The organism is Arthrobacter sp. B2060 (genome assembly GCF_059090445.1).
Genome location: NZ_JBNHFR010000001.1, coordinates 848,347 through 864,625, shown reverse-complemented (window position 1 = coordinate 864,625; position 16,279 = coordinate 848,347). Strand labels below are relative to the sequence as shown.

Annotated in this window: 13 protein-coding genes; 1 reads left to right on the top strand and 12 read right to left on the bottom strand. The window is 66.0% G+C overall.

All coding sequences use genetic code 11. From position 1 onward, the window contains the following. Positions 1–51: 51 nt before the first annotated feature. Positions 52–357 carry a 30S ribosomal protein S6 gene (rpsF, locus tag AC5RUM_RS04055; RefSeq protein ID WP_050683795.1) on the bottom strand — a complete coding sequence of 102 codons (306 nt, stop codon included), beginning with the start codon at positions 355–357 and terminating at the stop codon, positions 52–54. Between the two features lie 273 nt (positions 358–630). Beyond that, a complete protein-coding gene (locus tag AC5RUM_RS04050) occupies positions 631–3,207 on the bottom strand; it encodes a Bax inhibitor 1 family protein (protein ID WP_494033715.1) in 2,577 nt (858 codons plus the stop codon). Between the two features lie 119 nt (positions 3,208–3,326). On the opposite strand from AC5RUM_RS04050, the gene AC5RUM_RS04045 reads away from it, so the two are divergent. Then, on the top strand, positions 3,327–3,662 hold the full coding sequence (locus AC5RUM_RS04045) for a YnfA family protein (RefSeq protein ID WP_494033714.1): 336 nt from the start codon (positions 3,327–3,329) through the stop codon (positions 3,660–3,662). Positions 3,663–3,750: 88 nt separating this feature from the next. Here the strand turns inward: AC5RUM_RS04045 and AC5RUM_RS04040 are convergent, their stop codons facing one another. The 10 genes from AC5RUM_RS04040 to AC5RUM_RS03995 all read right to left on the bottom strand — a co-directional run bounded on the left by AC5RUM_RS04040 (position 3,751) and on the right by AC5RUM_RS03995 (position 16,264). Next, on the bottom strand, positions 3,751–5,172 hold the full coding sequence (locus tag AC5RUM_RS04040) for an amino acid permease (protein ID WP_494033713.1): 1,422 nt from the start codon (positions 5,170–5,172) through the stop codon (positions 3,751–3,753). Between the two features lie 248 nt (positions 5,173–5,420). Continuing rightward, positions 5,421–6,743, bottom strand: coding sequence for a M18 family aminopeptidase (locus AC5RUM_RS04035; RefSeq protein ID WP_494033712.1), 1,323 nt, complete (start codon positions 6,741–6,743; stop codon positions 5,421–5,423). Between the two features lie 21 nt (positions 6,744–6,764). Further along, positions 6,765–7,676, bottom strand: a complete 912-nt coding sequence (locus AC5RUM_RS04030) for an intradiol ring-cleavage dioxygenase (protein WP_494033711.1) — start codon at positions 7,674–7,676, stop codon at positions 6,765–6,767. A gap of 91 nt (positions 7,677–7,767) precedes the next feature. Next, the gene (locus AC5RUM_RS04025) at positions 7,768–8,472 is read right to left on the bottom strand and encodes a response regulator (RefSeq protein WP_494033710.1); all 705 of its coding nucleotides are present in this window, start codon (positions 8,470–8,472) and stop codon (positions 7,768–7,770) included. Continuing rightward, positions 8,469–9,791 carry a sensor histidine kinase gene (locus AC5RUM_RS04020; protein WP_494033709.1) on the bottom strand — a complete coding sequence of 441 codons (1,323 nt, stop codon included), beginning with the start codon at positions 9,789–9,791 and terminating at the stop codon, positions 8,469–8,471. The genes AC5RUM_RS04025 and AC5RUM_RS04020 overlap by 4 nt, the downstream gene beginning before the upstream one ends. A 21-nt stretch (positions 9,792–9,812) precedes the next feature. Further along, positions 9,813–10,688: an ABC-2 transporter permease gene (locus AC5RUM_RS04015; protein WP_494033708.1), complete on the bottom strand. Its 876-nt coding sequence runs from the start codon at positions 10,686–10,688 to the stop codon at positions 9,813–9,815. Positions 10,689–10,692: 4 nt separating this feature from the next. After that, complete coding sequence (locus AC5RUM_RS04010) at positions 10,693–11,637, bottom strand: ABC transporter ATP-binding protein (protein ID WP_494033707.1); 945 nt, start codon at positions 11,635–11,637, stop codon at positions 10,693–10,695. A gap of 141 nt (positions 11,638–11,778) precedes the next feature. Continuing rightward, positions 11,779–13,281 carry a bifunctional phosphatase PAP2/diacylglycerol kinase family protein gene (locus AC5RUM_RS04005; RefSeq protein WP_494033706.1) on the bottom strand — a complete coding sequence of 501 codons (1,503 nt, stop codon included), beginning with the start codon at positions 13,279–13,281 and terminating at the stop codon, positions 11,779–11,781. A 53-nt stretch (positions 13,282–13,334) separates the two neighbouring features. After that, positions 13,335–14,534, bottom strand: coding sequence for an MFS transporter (locus AC5RUM_RS04000; RefSeq protein ID WP_494033705.1), 1,200 nt, complete (start codon positions 14,532–14,534; stop codon positions 13,335–13,337). Between the two features lie 47 nt (positions 14,535–14,581). Further along, positions 14,582–16,264, bottom strand: a complete 1,683-nt coding sequence (locus AC5RUM_RS03995) for an ABC-F family ATP-binding cassette domain-containing protein (RefSeq protein ID WP_494033704.1) — start codon at positions 16,262–16,264, stop codon at positions 14,582–14,584. Positions 16,265–16,279 lie beyond the last annotated feature (15 nt).

Genomic DNA, 16,279 nt, shown 5'->3' with positions numbered 1-16,279 from the left:
CTGCCTCCTTGTTCGTTCCTGCGGGGTAAAGAATAAAAGCCGGGAGCTGAATTACTCAGCAACGACCTTCTGCTCTTCGGGGCGGGTGATCTTGGTGCGCATGATGGTCTCGTTGAGACTCAGCTGGCGGTCAAGTTCCTTGGCGGTGTCCGGCTTGGCGGTGAAGTTCACCACGGCGTAGATACCTTCGGACTTCTTCTTGATGTCGTAAGCCAGGCGACGGCGGCCCCAGATGTCAACCTTTTCGATGGTTCCACCATCGTTGGTGATGACATTCAGGAACTTCTGAAGCGACGGCTCTACGGTACGCTCTTCGACCTCGGGGTCGATGATTACCATCAATTCGTAAGGACGCATATGTGAACCCACCTCCTTTGGGCTAAGCGGTTACGGCATTTCCGTAACAGGAGGTTCATTTGCGGTGCTGTGCATGCCCTTCCCCAAATTGGAGGCAGGACGCAGCACAGACTTCACTATCTTAGTGCATCGGGGAGGAATTCCGCGATTCGTGCGCTGCCTTGAGGCTAGCGCACGAGTGACCCGGGCCGGAGCAGCGGAGACTCCTATGTGGAAAACCGGACCGCCTGGAAATCCAGCGCACTTCCGGCCTCCGCTGCCGTGAACGGGACGTCAGAACGGCGAGAGCTTTACCTGCACCGTGTCCGCCGCCACCAAGACGCTGCCACGGAGGTAGAAATCCACCTGGTCGGTCTCCTTCTCCCACTCGGGGCTGGTCCTGCTGAAGGACGCATTCCGCTCGTACGTCACGGAAGCTTCCCCAGGCGTGGCGCCGCTGAGCCGCCACGTGCCGTCGAAGGACCGTTGCATCGTGTAGTCCGGTTCGGAGGTGATGGACCACTTCACGTTCCGGACGTCACCGAAGGCAAACCCCGAAAACGGGCAGCCCTGCGGATCCATCTCCGTGGATTTCGCGCAGGCGGCCAAGGCGGCGTCCACTTGGCGGGATGTCTCGGCCTGGAGGTGCTCCGAAGCCGTCACAGTGAGTTTCGCATCCTCCGCAGCCTGGGGCGCAGAGCCGACGGCCACCAGCACTTCCTGTTTGGCGGCCGCAAGGTACTTTTCATCTTCGGGAAGGCCGACGGAGTACGAGCCCGGGAAAGCCGGAACGCTGAAGTACGTGGAGAAAGCGTTTTCGTTCTCCTGCCCTGTCGGCACGGTGACACCGTTGATTGAGAGGGACTTCACGGCGGCATCCGCGGTGACGGCGACGCGCTGCAGCGGAGTGCTGCCGAACGTCCAGTTGTCATCGAGGAGTTCCGGCTGGTTTTTGCGCAGGCTGAACGCCTGCTCGTGCTTCCGCCCGCCCTGCCTGAGCTCGACGTGCACCACCGCTGACTCGCCGGACACCTTGCTTGACAGCACCTCGAAGCCCTCCACCCGGTTCCCGGCCGCCCGGAAGACCTCGTTGGTCAGCAGGACCCTCTCCTCGTTGGGAATGTCTGGATCCAGAATGCCCAGGGCCTTCTCGGCATCTCCGTCCACCAAGGCCTGAACGTATTCCCGCACCAGCTGGTCCGGACCGGACTTGACCGCGTTGACCGCCACAACAGATCCGATGGCCAGCACAACGACCGCTCCGAGAGCGGACAGCGCCACCAGCGCGCGCTTCTTTCCCTTGGCCGAAAGCTCCCGGGCCATGCCGGACTCGTGGGCGGGACCGGATTCCGGGGCGGGACCGTAGCCGTAACTGCTCCCGGGCGCGGTGCCAGCGGCCGCTTCCGGGCTGGCCTGGCCCGGCCCCGAGGGCGCTGCCGCGGCCTCTGCGGACCGGGGCGGAAACACGCGGGCAAGCCGCTGCAGCCCGGCCGGCACGAAAGGCAGCAGGTAAGGGGCGAGGAAGCGGCCCACCACTTCCACCAGCAGCCCCCACCCCAGGAAGACCGCAGGCGACCACCAGGCCGGGGCCAGAAGAAACTGCCCAGAAGCGAGTCCCGGGACGTCGAAACCCGCCTGCGCGGTGAGCAGCGGCATCAGCAGCAGTCCCAGGACAAGGAACGCCGCGGGCACAGGAATCCACGACAGAATATCGGTGGCCCTCGCGCGCCCCCGGCGAAGCAGAACAGCAATGCCTGTAACAACCGTGCAGGCCAAGGCCAGCGCCAGGGCGGCCCAGGCACCGGCTGCCGCATCACTGCCGGCCACATCCGCTCCGAACCCGTACACCAGATGATCATCGCTCCGGCTCTCCCGTCCGCCCAAGATCTGTGACGTCTCCGTGAGTACACGCAGGCCTCCGAGATGCCCGGCCACGAGGCCGTAACCCACCGCGTTGCCGATCCACAGGGGACCGGACAGCAGGGCGCTCCAGCCCCCGGACACCGCGGCTGTGATCCATGCAGCGGGAATGGCGACGGCAGCAAAGCAGGAAGCATGGAACGCAACCGCCGCGAGGGGCAGGTTCAGTGTGCCAAGAACGCGTGTCGGACGAGCGGGCGGGGTGCGGCGGGCCAGGACGCCGCTTCGGGCCGCCGCGGACATCCCCGCGCCGATGACGAAGGCCACGAAAACCGACCAGGGATTGCCGGCGGACAGTGGCTCGACAGTGAACGCTTCGGTGTCGGGATACCGGATGGAGGCTGCTGCCGCCACACCATTGACCAGCAGGGAATAGACCACACCGGTAACAACAGACTGGAGGAGGAGCTGGGGCCTGCCAGCCGAGGGGAGTCTCTGTTCGGCGACGCGGCTGCCGAAGTAGACACACAACGCGCTGGCCAGCAGCAACGTCACGGGAACCACATAGGCCATCCCGTCCCCGCGGATCGTTCCGAAGAAGGGCACAGCACCCTGGACCACAGTATCGACGGCGCCCAAGTGCGCCATGGCCACGAGTTGTGCTGTGAGCTGGCCCAGCTGTGACCAGGCATCCGGCGTTTCCTCCGCGGGCAGGGCTCCGTCAAGCGCCGGGACCAGGGTGCCCTGGCTCGCGGCAATGCCGGCAAGCGTGAGCACCAGCAAGGCAAGGCTGAAGATCAACAGAGCCAGGTAGGACGCTAGGGAGACAGCGGCACCTGCCCAGAGCCGGCCGATATCCAGGGCAGCGGAACCCCGGGGCGGCTCGGGAGCCGTTCCGGGCTGAAGGAACTCCGGCGCCTGTCCGGGCTGAAGAGCTTCCGGAGGTGTTCCCGGCTGGTTCGGCGGCAGTTGCGGCGCGGCGTGCGCGGAAACAGGTGGTTGATGCGACATTTTCCCCAATTTTCTGTCGGACTCCGAGTGTCGCTGTGAATCTAGAGGGAAAACTGCCGTGGTGCCAGTCATATGACGGCCAGATGTGGATAAGTTCCACAGAACGAAATACTGGAGCCATGACGATTTTGAAGTCGGTTCTGCTTTTCGCCCTTGCCGCTGCCGCCGAAATCGGCGGAGCCTGGCTCATCTGGCAGGCGGTGCGGGAAGACAGGGCGTGGTGGTGGGCCGGGCTCGGCGTCATTGCCCTGGGAATCTACGGCTTTATGGCCGCCTTCCAGCCCGATGCCAATTTCGGGCGCGTCCTGGCTGCCTACGGCGGGGTGTTCATCGTGGGTTCGCTGCTCTGGGGCGTCATCCTGGATGGCTTCAGGCCGGACCGCTGGGACCTCGTCGGCGCAGCCGTGTGCCTGGCCGGGGTTGCGCTGATCATGTTCGCGCCCCGCCAGGCCTGACCAGACAGGGCTGACCCGCCCGGCGTGCCGTTGCGGCCCGCCGGGCGGACCGGTTCATTTCAGAGATGGAGCCTCATTCAGGCGGAAACTACGACGCCGGTCCTGCCCCCACCTTGGCGGGTTCCGCTTCTGGAGCGGTCGCCGCGGCGTGTCCGGCACCGGGAGCGCCCTTGCGGTAGCGCCAGACGCCGACGCCCACCACTACGGCGGCCAGGGCGGTGGACAGCAGGAGCGACTCCCGCGTGGATTCGAGGATCACCATGCCGATGATGAGCGCGACGATGCTGCCGATCGCCAGCCAGGTCAGGTAGGGGAACAGCCACATCTTCAGTGCGAGATCCTTGGCGCCGGCACCCATCCTCTTGCGGAGGATCAGTTGGGAAGCGGAGATGACCAGCCAGACGAACAGGGCGATCGCGCCGGAGGTGTTCACCAGGAACAGGAACACGGTGTCCGGGGCGATGTAGTTCAGTCCTACGGTGATGAAGCCCACCACTGTCGAGGCAAGCACGGCTGCAGCCGGGACGCCGCGCGAGGAGATCTTCATCCATGATTTGGGGGCGTCGCCGCGGCGGGAAAGCGAGAACAACATGCGGCTGGCAGTGTAGAGGCCGGAGTTCAGGCACGACAGCACAGAGGTCAGGACCACAACGTCCATGATGGTGCCGGCACCAGGGATCCCGAACAGTTCAATGACGGCCACGTACGGGCTCTTGGCAACGTTTGCCGAGTTCCACGGCAACAGCGTCACGACAATGGCAATCGAGCCGATGTAGAAGACCAGGATGCGCCAGACGGTGGACTTGACGGCCTTCTTGACGGCATCGACCGGATTCTCGGATTCGCCGGCAGCGATGGTGGCGATCTCCGCGCCGAAAAAGGCGAAGACCACCACGAGGATGCCGGCGAGCACGGCGCCCGGCCCGTTCGGCAGGAAGCCTCCGTTGTCCACCAGGTTGCTGAGCCCCGGGGCCGGAACGCCCGGGACAAGGCCGAGGATTGCCGCGACGCCGAAGACCAGGAAGAGGACAATGGCGGCGACCTTGATGGAGGCGAACCAGAACTCGAACTCGCCGTAGGACTTCACTGAACCGAGGTTGGTGATGGTGAGCAGCACCATGAGGATCAGTGCCCAGACCCACTGGTCGATGCCGGGCACCCAGCGGTGCATGATGGCGGCGCCGGCAGTGGCTTCGATTCCCAGCACGATGATCCAGAACCATGCGTAGAGCCAGCCAATGCTGAAGCCCGCCCACCGCCCAAGTGCCTTGTCGGCGTACGTGGAGAACGATCCGGTCTCGGGATGGGCCGCGGCCATCTCGCCGAGCATGCGCATGACCAGGATGACCACGATTCCCGCGGCCATGTACGCCAGCAGGATGCCCGGGCCTGCCTGCTGGATTGCGGCCCCGGAGCCCACGAACAGCCCTGCCCCAATGACACCTGCGATGGCGATCATGGACAGGTGCCGGGGTTTCAGGGATTTCGAGAGCTGCTGGTCAGCGTGCATGGATGCGCCGTCCTCTTGTTGATGTCAGGTCTTTACTGTGGGAGGCCGGAGCCGGCAGGGGGCGTGTGCCGCGTCCCACAGGGTGCGTTTCACACTAAGTGAGCTGCGGGCCGCGAAGTCTTATGCAATCGCACAGTTTACGCCCCGCCAAACCGGGCAGACTCCCAGGCTGAAGCACTAGCAGACAACGAAAGTTTACCCGAGTGTACTTTTGTAACGGACCGGAAATGTTCGCCCGGAAGGCAGAACTACGCCGCTGCCCCGAAGAAACGCTGTGCCACCTTAGCAAGGCCAAATGGATCCTCCACGCCGCACAATTCCCTGGCGGAGTGCATGGACAGGAGGGGCACGCCCACGTCCACGGTCCTGATGCCGAGCCGCGTGGCCGTCAGCGGTCCGATTGTGGAGCCACATGGCATCACGTTGTTGGACACGAACTCCTGGTACGGGACGCCAGCCTCACCGCTGAGGCGCGCCCAGAGGGCCGCACCCGCAGCGTCCGTGGCGTACCGCTGGTTCGCGTTGATCTTCAGCAGCGGCCCCCCGTTCAGGACGGGGCGGTTGACGGGATCGTGGCGTTCCGGATAGTTCGGGTGGACCGCGTGGCCGGCGTCGGCGGAAACGCAGAACGACGCCGCAAACGCCTGCCGCCGCTGGCCTGCCGAGGCTCCGAGGCCGTCGGAAATGCGGGTCAGGATGTCCTCGAGGACCGGTCCGGAGGCGCCCGAGCGTGACGCTGAGCCGATTTCCTCGTGGTCGAAGGCGGCCAGCACCGCAATCGGGGCGGCTCCGCCTTCATGAGTGCCGCTTGAGCTGGCCGAGGAGTGCGCGGCAAGGGCGGCCAGTCCGGCATGCGTTGCCGAAAGGTTGTCCAGGCGGCCGGAGGCGAAAAACTCACTCTTCGCCCCGAAAACCGCAGGTGGCTGGGTGTCTGCAACGACGACGTCGTATCCGCCGATCTGCGCAGGGTCAACAGGGCCGGTGCCCGTGACGCGCTCGGCCAGGAGCCCCAGCAGGTCCTCGCCGGCGGGGTCTCCGAGTCCGAAGACCGGGTTCATGTGCTGCTGCTTGTCCAGGGTGAGGCCCTCGTTCACCGCCCGGTCCAGGTGGATGGCCAGCTGGGGAAAGCGCAGGAGCGGGCCCGTGGCAGTGAGATGCTGGGTCCCGTCCAGCAGAACGAGGCGCCCGGCGAGCTGCAGTTCACGGTCCAGCCATGAGTTCAGCAGGGGTCCGCCGTAGATTTCCACGCCCGCCTGCAGCCAGCCGAACTTGCCGGTGGTCGGCTTGGGCTTGAGCTTGAACGACGGCGAGTCCGTGTGCGTGCCCAGGATGTTGAATCCCGTGGTGGGGCCTGCGCCTTCCGGGGTTACCCATGCGATCAGGGCGCCGTCCCGGATCACGTAGAACTTGCCGGACACCTCATTCCAGGATTCCCGCTCGGCCAACGCGGAGAAGCCTGCCTCCTCCAGCCGTCGCGCCGCTTCGTGGACTGCATGGAAGCTCGACGGCGAGGCGCTGACGTAGTCGCCGAGGTCCCGGATGTGGTCTGCGGCTGAGGAGTGGAGAGGCATGGCTCCGAGTCTAGCGCTGCCCTAGATGGTGACGTTGAGGCCGGCGGTGTACCCGGCCGATGCCGATCCTGACATGGTGGCCAGCTGGTAGATGCCGCCGTCATCACCGAAGACGTTGTCCGACTGCAGCGTGGTGTTGGGAAAGTTCCGTGCGCTGGTTTCATATCCCGCGGACGCGTAGACGTCCTTGCAGGCAGCGTCTGTCATGGCGATCTGCGAGACGGCCAGGACCTGCCCGGCCGCCGTGGCGTTGTTCATGGATTCGAAGACTTCGAAATGGATATGCGGCCAACGGCCGTTGTAGGCTCCCGGGTAAATGGTCTTGAACGTGACCTGCCCGTTGGCGTCAGCCTCCTGCACCGCGCGGAGGTAGTTCTCGTTTTCCAGCCCGGAATCGTACAGGGAGTACCTGCCCTCGCGGTCGCAGTGCCAGGCGTAGACGGCTGCGCCGGCGAGGGGCACGCAGCCGTTGGCGTTGTCGAGCAGGGTCAGCGTGACTGTCAGCGGCACGCCGTCGGCCTTGGTGCTGGACGTGCCGAAGCTGGACGTCATGTCCTGCCGCACCACACCGGACGCTTCCAGGACGTTTGGCCCGTTGGACCCGTCGCCCGGGTACGGTCCGGCCGTTTCCTTGGGAATCTCCACACCGCACTCGGCGATAGCGCGGGTCACGGTGGGAGAAGCCGCGGGCGCCGTCGTCCCCGCCGTGGACCCCGGGGCGGCAGACGTTGTTCCGGCAGGGGAAGAAGGGCCGGAGCCGGATCCGCCCGGGGTGCACGCCGCCAAAGCCGCGGCAGCTGTCCCGGCGCCGAAGAACAAGCCCAGGGAGCGGCGGGTCATGAGCGTGGAAAGGTCAAATTCGAGACCGCGGTCATGGTTGGGATGTGGTTCGTGCGGGAGCTGCTGCCCGGCCGGGGTACGTGATGTGCTCATGGATCCATGAAACGCCAGTCAGCTATGGCCGGGATAGGGCAATCCTGTGGAGAAGCTGTGAGCGCAGCGCACTCACGGCCAAACAGCCGGCTCAGTAGTCCGGATTGCTGGGCGTCACGAGCCCCGTCTCATACGCGTAGACCACTGCCTGGACCCGGTCCCGCAAGTGCAGCTTCGTGAGGATCCGCCGGACGTGGGTCTTGACCGTGGCCTCCGAGAGGAAGTACCTGTGCGCGATCTCAGCGTTGGACAGTCCCTCGGCCATGGCCTCCAGCATTTCCGTTTCCCGCGGAGTGAGGTCCTCCAGCAGCGGATCCCGGCGGGCAGGCGAACCGGCGGCGGACGGGGCAGCCGCACCGCCGCCGCGGACGTACATCTCCAGGAGGCGCTGCGTGACGCGCGGCGCCACGACGGCGTCGCCGCTGGCCACTACCCGCACGGCCTGGACGAGCTCGGACGGGGCAACGTCCTTGAGCAGGAACGCCGATGCTCCGGCCTGCAGCCCGGCGAAGGCGTACTCGTCGATGTCGAAAGTCGTGAGAATGATGATCCTGGCCCGCGAACCGGAGCCGGTGATGGCGCGGGTGGCCTCGATCCCGTCAAGGACCGGCATCCGCACATCCATGAGCACGACGTCCGGGTCGAGTTCGCTGACCTGCCTGACGGCGTCGGCCCCGTCGGAGGCCTCGCCCACCACGTGGAAACCGTTTTCTCCCTCCAGAATGAGCCGGAAGCCCATCCGCAGCAGTGGCTGGTCATCCGCCAGCAGAACCCGGACCTGTCCGGTTTCACTCATTCTTCCCCCTTGGTGCCGTTCAGCGTCAGGACGGCCCGCACCCGCCAGCCGCCGTTCGCGGTCCGCCCCGCCTCCACCGTACCCTCGTAAATCCCCGCCCGTTCCTTCATCCCGGTCAGGCCCTGCCCGCTGCCCAATGTGCTGCCCGGACTGCCTGTGCCGGCGGCTCCGGCGCTGCCGGCGGCGGTTCCCGCTGTGCCGCGGCCGTCGTCAACCACTTCGATAGTGACCTTGGAACCCTCCCGCAGCACCATGACGTCCACGCGGCTCAGCGCCCGGCCGTAGCGCAGTACGTTGGTCAGCGACTCCTGCACTATCCGGTAGACCGTCAGCTGGAAGGCGGCGTCCGGGGGCAGGGCAGGCCCGGTATGGGAATAATGCACAGGAAGGCCGGCCGTACGGAAGCCCTCGAGAAGCGTAGCGAGGCTGTCGGAGGCCAGCGGCTGGCGCGGCGCCTTCCCGGCTGAGCCGTCGTCGCGCAGGACGCCGAGGACCCGTCGCATGTCGGCCAGGGCTGTCCGCCCGGTCCTGGATAATTCGGCAAGCACGTCCGCGGCGCGGTCAGGGTTTTTCCCGACCACGACGGCGGCCCCGTCCGACAACGTGACCATGACGGTCAGCGAATGGGCCACGATGTCGTGCATTTCCCGTGCGATGCGGTTCCGCTCATTGACTGATCCCAGGCTGGCTGCCTGGGCAGCCCACGCCGCGACTTCCTGTTCGTGTTCGCGGCGCTGGCGGACCGTGATCCCGATGCCGGTGGCGACGATGTTGGAAAGCGCGATGCTCGTTCCCGCGGCAATGCTGGAAACCACCTGAAACTCTTCGGGTGACGCCGCATGGGCCGGCAGTTGCCTCTCTAGCGGACCCACAGTGGCGAAGAAGTACAGCAGCGCGAGCGGGGCGGTCGCAAGGGCAAGGGTGACCAGCGCAAAGCGCCGGGTGTGCACCACGGCCACTGCGTAGAGCGAGAACCAGAGTCCTGCCGAAACGTTGGAGCCCCAGGGATGCAGCAAAGTGACGGCCACTTCCACCAGCGCGATAAACGCGACGAGGGCAACCGGATGGCTCCGCCGGAAAAACAGGGACAGTGCGACGGCAACGAGCAGGCCCGCCGCCAGCCAACCGCCGTCGCGCACTGCATCAACCATTGTCGGTGTCACGAGCAGCAGGTAGCTGGCGGTCACCACCGCATCCATGAGCCGCGGATGCCGGTGCAGGTAGCGGCGGACACGGCCGCGGCGCCGGGCGGAAATCTCGGCGAAGGACGCGCCGGCCAGGCCGGCCGGCGCGTCCCTCACGGGAACAGCTTCAGTCATGGATGGAGGGCGGGTGCGGGCCTACACATCACGTTTTTTCAGCAGGACCATGGCGATGACCAGCGGCACCACAACCCAGGCGCCCAGCACTAGGGCCGCCTGCCAGGCTTCGAGCGTTTCCGGGACGTGCTCCACGGCGGTCATCGGATTGATGGTGTTGCCCGGCAGGTACTTGCGGGCTTCCTCGAAGAACTCGCCGGGAATCAGCTGGAAGGCGATGGGGGCCACGAAGAACAGTCCCACCAGGCTCATGATGCCGCCGGCCGAGTTGCGGACCAGGGTCCCCATTGCCATGCCGATGGCTGCCACGGCCGCCACGTACGCGCTGTTGACGAGCAGCAGCTTGACGGACTGCGAGCTGCCCAGGTCCAGTGTGAGTCCGTAGTTGTCCAGGATCGGAACAGATACCAGGCCGGCAATATACGTCGACACGGCCGTCAGGAGGAAAGCACTGACCATCACGACGACGAGTTTCGCGACGAACGCCGGAATCCGCTTGGGGACGGCGGCGAAGGTGGAACGTGCCATTCCGGTCGTGAACTCCGAGCTCATCAGCAGCACACCCAGTGACCCGAGGATCAGCTGGGCGAACGCAATGCCGGACGTGGGAACGGTGACCGCCAGGTCCCCGCCCTGGGCCGCAATGGCCTCCGCGGCCTGGGGATCGGACGCCGCCGCATCAGCGAACTGGCCGGTTCCCCACGCGGAGAGCGCTCCGAATCCCACCATGACCACGGCGGTTGAGGCGAGCAGGATCAGGGTGGAGAGGAGGGTGCGGAATTTGATGAATTCAGAGTTCAGGACGCGGACGAAGCTGGGGCCGGGTCCGGGACGGGCGGCGTTGTTGACGGGGCCGGCACTGCCGGATCCGGGCTGGGCGAAGGTTGATGTGCTCATGGCTCTAGTTGCCTCCGGGCTGGGCGGGAACCGGGGTCCCCGTGGTGATCAGCGAGTGGTATTCGACCTCATCCTTGGTCAGTTCCATGTAGGCCTCCTCCAGGCTGGCCTGCAGGGGAGTGAGTTCGTAGATCATGACGCGATTGTCGAGCGCCGCGCGTGCGATCCTGCGGGGATCCAGGCCTTTGACCTCGAGGAGCTCGTGGTCCTGCACTTCAATGGAAACCCCATTTCCGGCGAGGACGTTCATGAGCTGCTCCGGCTGGTCCGTGCGGACGCGGGTCCTGCGCTGCCCGTTGCCGGTGATGATGTCCTTGATGGGTGCGTCGGCGATGATCTTGCCGCGTCCGATCACGATCAGGTGATCTGCCGTCAGGGCCATCTCGCTCATGAGGTGGCTGGACAGGAACACCGTGCGGCCCTCGGAGGCCAGGAACCTGACGAGGTTCCGGACCCACACGACGCCTTCGGGGTCGAGGCCGTTGACGGGTTCGTCCAGGATGATGGTCTGCGGGTCGCCCAGCAGCGCGGCGGCGATGCCGAGGCGCTGCCCCATGCCGAGGGAGAAACCCTTGACCTTCTTCTTGGCAACGTCGCCCAGGCCCGTCATCTCGATGACCTCGCGGACGCGTTTCTTGGGGATGCTGTGGGTGGCTGCCATCGCCAGCAGGTGGTTGTAGGCCGAGCGTCCCGTATGGACGGCCTTGGCGTCCAGCAGGGCGCCGATCTCACGCAGCGGAGCCGCGTGCCGGGCGAAGGGTTCACCGTTTACGGTGACCGTTCCCGCCGTCGGCCTGTCCAGCCCCATGATCATGCGCATGGTGGTCGATTTGCCGGCCCCGTTGGGGCCCAGGAATCCGGTGACCCGTCCGGCCTGGACGGTGAAGTTGACGCTGTCGACGGCGGTTTTGTTGCCGTAGACCTTTGTCAGGCCTTGTGCCTCAATCATGGAAGCGGTCCTTTGCGTGCTGCGGAGTGCCGGTTGGGTGTGCACGTTCCACGCTACCGACGCCCCCGGCCGATTTCGCCGGTCTCAGGGATGATTCAGGGTCGATTCAGGGTTCGGCAGTGTCATCCGGACGGATGAGCCTTAGCCCTCATCCAATGGTGAGTAGTACGTCAAAGCGCCCCGTTTGAGGGCGAAGTCGGCCACCCTGACGCCGGGCATCGTTTCACCGTCTACCGCGAGCACCATGGGTGCGGAGCCGGCCTCAATCCGCACGTGCGTGGCCTCCCTCAGATGCGTGATCCTGGACGTCGCCACGGTGCCTGTCAGCACGGACCACAGCATGCGGACGCGGGCGAAGGACTCATCCGCCGTGATCATCCTGACGTCCAGCACCCCGTCATCCAGCACCGGGCGGAGCAACGGGGCGTGGTCCCTGGGGTAATGGCGGCCCCGGCCGAGGTACATGATCCACACTTTGTGCCGCACGCCGTCCACCATGATCGTGATGGGCTTTTCGACGGCAAACGTCCGGAACATCGCCACCACCCCGGCCAGCGGCTTTCCCAGTGCCGGCTGGAGCTGTTCGCGCCGGCGGACCAGATTCGGGTAGAGGCCGATGCTCGCGGTGTTCAGCATGATGAGCTCGGTCTTTTCGGGGTCCTCCGCCAGCCCCCGTTCGACCGAGACGATGCCAACGTCCGCCCGCGCTGCCTGGCCTTCAGTGGCGGCTGCCACCGCTTCCCTGAGTGAAGGGGTGCCGGCGTCGCGGGCAAAGTGGTTCAGCGTTCCCCCGGCAAGTACCAGGAGGGGAAGATTGAGCTGGATGGCGGCGGCCGCAGCAGTGCCGACTGTTCCGTCCCCTCCCCAAACGCCGAGTGCTCGGATGCCGGGCCTGGCAGCGGCAACTCCCATCTGTTCTGCCACATCATGCTCAGGTTCGATGATCGTTATATGCGCCCGAGGGAATACTTCTTGGAGCGCAGCCGCGGTCTCCTCGGTGAACGAGCCGCCGAGTGTGTTGACGGCGATGCTCAGCCCTTCACCTTGGGGCAGCTTCGCCACTTCCACCCAGCTTCTGGTCGTGGGCGGAAAGGGTGGACGGACGGGCCACCATGTCCTGGTTACAAGGGCGGCACAGGCGCCGATGGCCGAGCCGAAGAGGACATCGGAAGGCCAGTGCGCTCCTGTATGCACCCGGGAGTATGCAACGCCTGCGGCGACGGGCGCCACCGCCGCTCCCAGTGCCGGCTGAACGAACCCTGTACCAAGCGCGAAGGCAACTGCCGATGCCGAATGCCCCGACGGCATCGAGGAACTCGTGGGCTGCGGATGCACGAAGCGGAACACCGGCAGGTGCTCCGGCAGGGGACGTGTGCGTGGCAGCAGTGTTTTGAAGCCCAGGTTGGTGATGGCGGATGCCACGCCCTGGGCAAGAAGACCGTGTACGGCAGCCCGGCGGGTGCGCCCGGGAACAAGGGCGGCCAGGGCGGCGACGCCGAACCATAACTTGCCCTTGTTGGCGGAAGCGGACAGCCTGCGGAAGAAAGTGTCATGGTGGCCTCCCGGGAATCCCGAGACCAACCGCAGCAGGGCGCGGTCCATGCCGGCCACCCAGCCCGGGCCCCTTCGCAGCATTCTTCGCATTTCCCCACCCTACCGCCGGCGCCCCTGGAGGGAACGATACCGCCCCGGCGGACTTACTTCCGGGAAGAAAGCGGCTTGGCGACGCCCGCAAGCAGCAGTGCCACCAGGATCGGGGCGCCGATTGCCAGGAGCGCGAGATGGATCCCGGTGAGGTCGCCCAGATAGCCGAGCAGCGGCGGGCCGGCGAGGAAGGCCACGTAACCGATGGTGGACACGACGGATACCCGTGCTGCCGCGTGGTTCGGGTCGTCCGCTGCGGCGGACATGCCCATGGGGAACGCCAGGGCGGCTCCAACTCCCCACAGTGCCGCCCCCACTGCGGCCAGCCAGACGTTGCCGGCGAAGACGAACAACCCAAGTCCGGCAGCAGCCGCTGCCATGCTGGACCGCAGAACTGCCACGCGTCCGTACCGGTCGATGACGCCGCCTCCGACGAACCGCATGCCCGTCATGGCCAGGACAAACAGGGCAAACAGCAGCGCACCGGTGGATTCCGATGTGCCAAGGCCGTCAACGGCGGCCTTCGCGATCCAGTCGTTGCCGGCACCCTCGGTCAGTGTGGCACCGAGCACCACCACACCGATCAGCAGGGTCCGTGAGTCACGCCAGGCGGAGGGACCGCGGTCCGGCTTGGCCTCCTCGGCGGGGGACTGCTGTGCCGCCGACTCATGCGGAATAAAAAAGCGAGGCGTAACGAACGTCAGGACGGCAACGACCGCGGCGATGACCAGCAGGTGCTGCGGCAGTCCGACTCCGAGCCCGGAGAGACCCGCACCGATGAGTGCCCCCACGAAGGCGCCGCCACTGAAGGCCGCATGAAATTTGGGCATGATCGTCCGCCTGAGGCGGTGCTCGACGTCGGCGCCTTCAACATTCTGCGAAACATCCCACAGCCCGATTCCGATGCCGAAGAAGAACAGCCCCACGGCAGTGCCCGGAACCGACTCCGCCAGCAGTGACACGGCGATTGCCACCCCGGCCAACGCGGCCAGAAAACCGCCTGCCCGCACACTGTTCGACGTGCCGATCCGCCCAATGACGTGCCCTGCGGTTGGCAGCGCAATCAGTGAGCCGACCGCCGTGCACAGCAGGAGCGTTCCCATCTGGCCGGACGAAATGTGGAGCATCTCCGTGACCGCCGGAATACGGGCCGCCCAGCTGGCGAAAATCAGGCCGTTCGCACCAAAAATGATGAACGTGGCTATGGCTGCGGCGGATACCTGGCGGTCGGCGATCTGCTGGGTGGTAGTCATTCGATAACTCTAGCGATGCCCGCCGCCCGGCAGGCGCACACCATGGCCTACCGGGCGCGCTCTACCCGCTTTTCGTCCCACACGGGCTCGGGGGATTCATAGACCCGGCCGTCGGAGCCGAACACCAGGAAGCGGTCGAAGGTCCTGGCGAACCAGCGGTCGTGCGTCACCGCCAGGACCGTGCCCTCGAAGTGGTCGATGGCCCGCTCGAGCGCTTCGGCAGAATGCAGGTCAAGGTTGTCCGTGGGCTCGTCGAGCAGGAGGAGCGTGGCGCCGGAGAGCTGCAGGAGCAGAATCTGGAACCTCGCCTGCTGACCACCGGAGAGCGACTCATATTTCTGCTCTGACTGGCCGGCCAGCCCATAACCGTCCAGGGCCCCGGCCGCGGCCTCACGGGCGAGCCCGGAGCGGTGTTCGTCGCCGCGGTGCAGGATTTCCAGCAGCGTCTTGCCCAGCAGATCGGGGCGGACATGGGTCTGCGCGAAGAATCCCGGACGGATGCGGGCGCCGAGTTTCACAGTCCCTTCGTGGGGCACTTCGGCGATCTCGACGTCGGACACCGGCAGGTGCTCCCGTTCCGGATCGGTGCCCCCGGTGGCGAGCAGGCGCAGGAAGTGGGACTTGCCGGAGCCGTTTGAGCCCAGCACGCCCACCCGGTCCCCGAACCAGATTTCGGTGGAGAACGGCTTCATGAGGCCGGTCAGCTCGAGCTTTTCCGCCACCACGGCGCGCTTGGCGGTGCGTCCGCCCTTGAGCCGCATCCGCACGTTCTGTTCGATGGGCAGCGCCTCGGGCGGCCCGACCTCCAGGAACTTCGCGAGGCGCGTCTGCGCCGCATGGTAGCGGTTGGCCATGTCCGATCGGAACGCCGCCTTGTTCTTGTACATGTTGACGAGTTCCTTGAGCTTCACGTGCTCCTCGTCCCAGCGTTTGCGCAGCTCCTCAAAGCGTGCGTTGCGGTCGGCCCGAGCCTCGACGTAAGAGCCGAAGCCGCCGCCGTGCACCCAGGCCCCGGCGCCGTTGATGCCCGGCTCGAGGGTAACGATGCGGCCCGCGGCGTTGTTCAGCAGCTCACGGTCGTGGCTGATGAAGAACACGGTCTTCTTGGATTCGTTGAGCTTGGCCTCCAGCCAGCGTTTGCCCGGAACGTCAAGGTAGTTGTCCGGTTCGTCGAGGAGCAGCAGCTCGTCGGGGCCGGCGAAGAGCGCCTCGAGCACCAGCCGTTTCTGCTCGCCGCCGGAAAGGCTCGACGCCGGGCGGTGCTGTGCCCGGTCGAACGGGAGGCCCAGCGCGGCCATGCAGACTTCGTCCCACACGGTCTCGACGTCATAGCCGCCGGCGTCTCCCCAGTCCACGATCGCTTGGGCATACTGCATCTGGGTGGGCTCGTCGTCGTGCTCCAGCATGGCGAGTTCGGCGTCGTCCACCGCACGGGCAGCGGCAGCCAGCGCTGCCGGGGCTGCCGAGACCAGGAGGTCCTTAACCGTGGAGTCGTCCCGGACCTGGCCGACGAACTGGCGCATGATGCCCATGTTCCCGGACCGTCCGATGACGCCTTCGTCGGGGGTGAGGTCGCCGGCGATGATGCGGAACAGGGTGGTCTTGCCGGTGCCGTTGGGTCCGATCAGCGCGGTCTTGGTGCCGTCAGGGACTTTGAAGGTCACCCCGTTCAGCAGCTGGGTGCCGTCGGAGAGGAAGTAGTCGATGCCGGAAACGTCAATATGGGCCACTGATCCATCTTCCCA

Excerpts from the sequence above, each read along its gene's own strand:
- AC5RUM_RS04015 (WP_494033708.1), bottom strand. The coding sequence starts at position 10,688 with ATGAGCACATCAACCTTCGCCCAGCCCGGATCCGGCAGTGCCGGCCCC.
- AC5RUM_RS04050 (WP_494033715.1), bottom strand. The coding sequence starts at position 3,207 with ATGTCGCATCAACCACCTGTTTCCGCGCACGCCGCGCCGCAACTGCCG.
- AC5RUM_RS04035 (WP_494033712.1), bottom strand. The coding sequence starts at position 6,743 with ATGCCTCTCCACTCCTCAGCCGCAGACCACATCCGGGACCTCGGCGAC.
- rpsF (WP_050683795.1), bottom strand. The coding sequence starts at position 357 with ATGCGTCCTTACGAATTGATGGTAATCATCGACCCCGAGGTCGAAGAG.
- AC5RUM_RS04005 (WP_494033706.1), bottom strand. The coding sequence starts at position 13,281 with ATGCGAAGAATGCTGCGAAGGGGCCCGGGCTGGGTGGCCGGCATGGAC.
- AC5RUM_RS04040 (WP_494033713.1), bottom strand. The coding sequence starts at position 5,172 with ATGCACGCTGACCAGCAGCTCTCGAAATCCCTGAAACCCCGGCACCTG.
- AC5RUM_RS04020 (WP_494033709.1), bottom strand. The coding sequence starts at position 9,791 with ATGACTGAAGCTGTTCCCGTGAGGGACGCGCCGGCCGGCCTGGCCGGC.
- AC5RUM_RS04025 (WP_494033710.1), bottom strand. The coding sequence starts at position 8,472 with ATGAGTGAAACCGGACAGGTCCGGGTTCTGCTGGCGGATGACCAGCCA.
- AC5RUM_RS04010 (WP_494033707.1), bottom strand. The coding sequence starts at position 11,637 with ATGATTGAGGCACAAGGCCTGACAAAGGTCTACGGCAACAAAACCGCC.
- AC5RUM_RS04000 (WP_494033705.1), bottom strand. The coding sequence starts at position 14,534 with ATGACTACCACCCAGCAGATCGCCGACCGCCAGGTATCCGCCGCAGCC.
- AC5RUM_RS04045 (WP_494033714.1), top strand. The coding sequence starts at position 3,327 with ATGACGATTTTGAAGTCGGTTCTGCTTTTCGCCCTTGCCGCTGCCGCC.
- AC5RUM_RS04030 (WP_494033711.1), bottom strand. The coding sequence starts at position 7,676 with ATGAGCACATCACGTACCCCGGCCGGGCAGCAGCTCCCGCACGAACCA.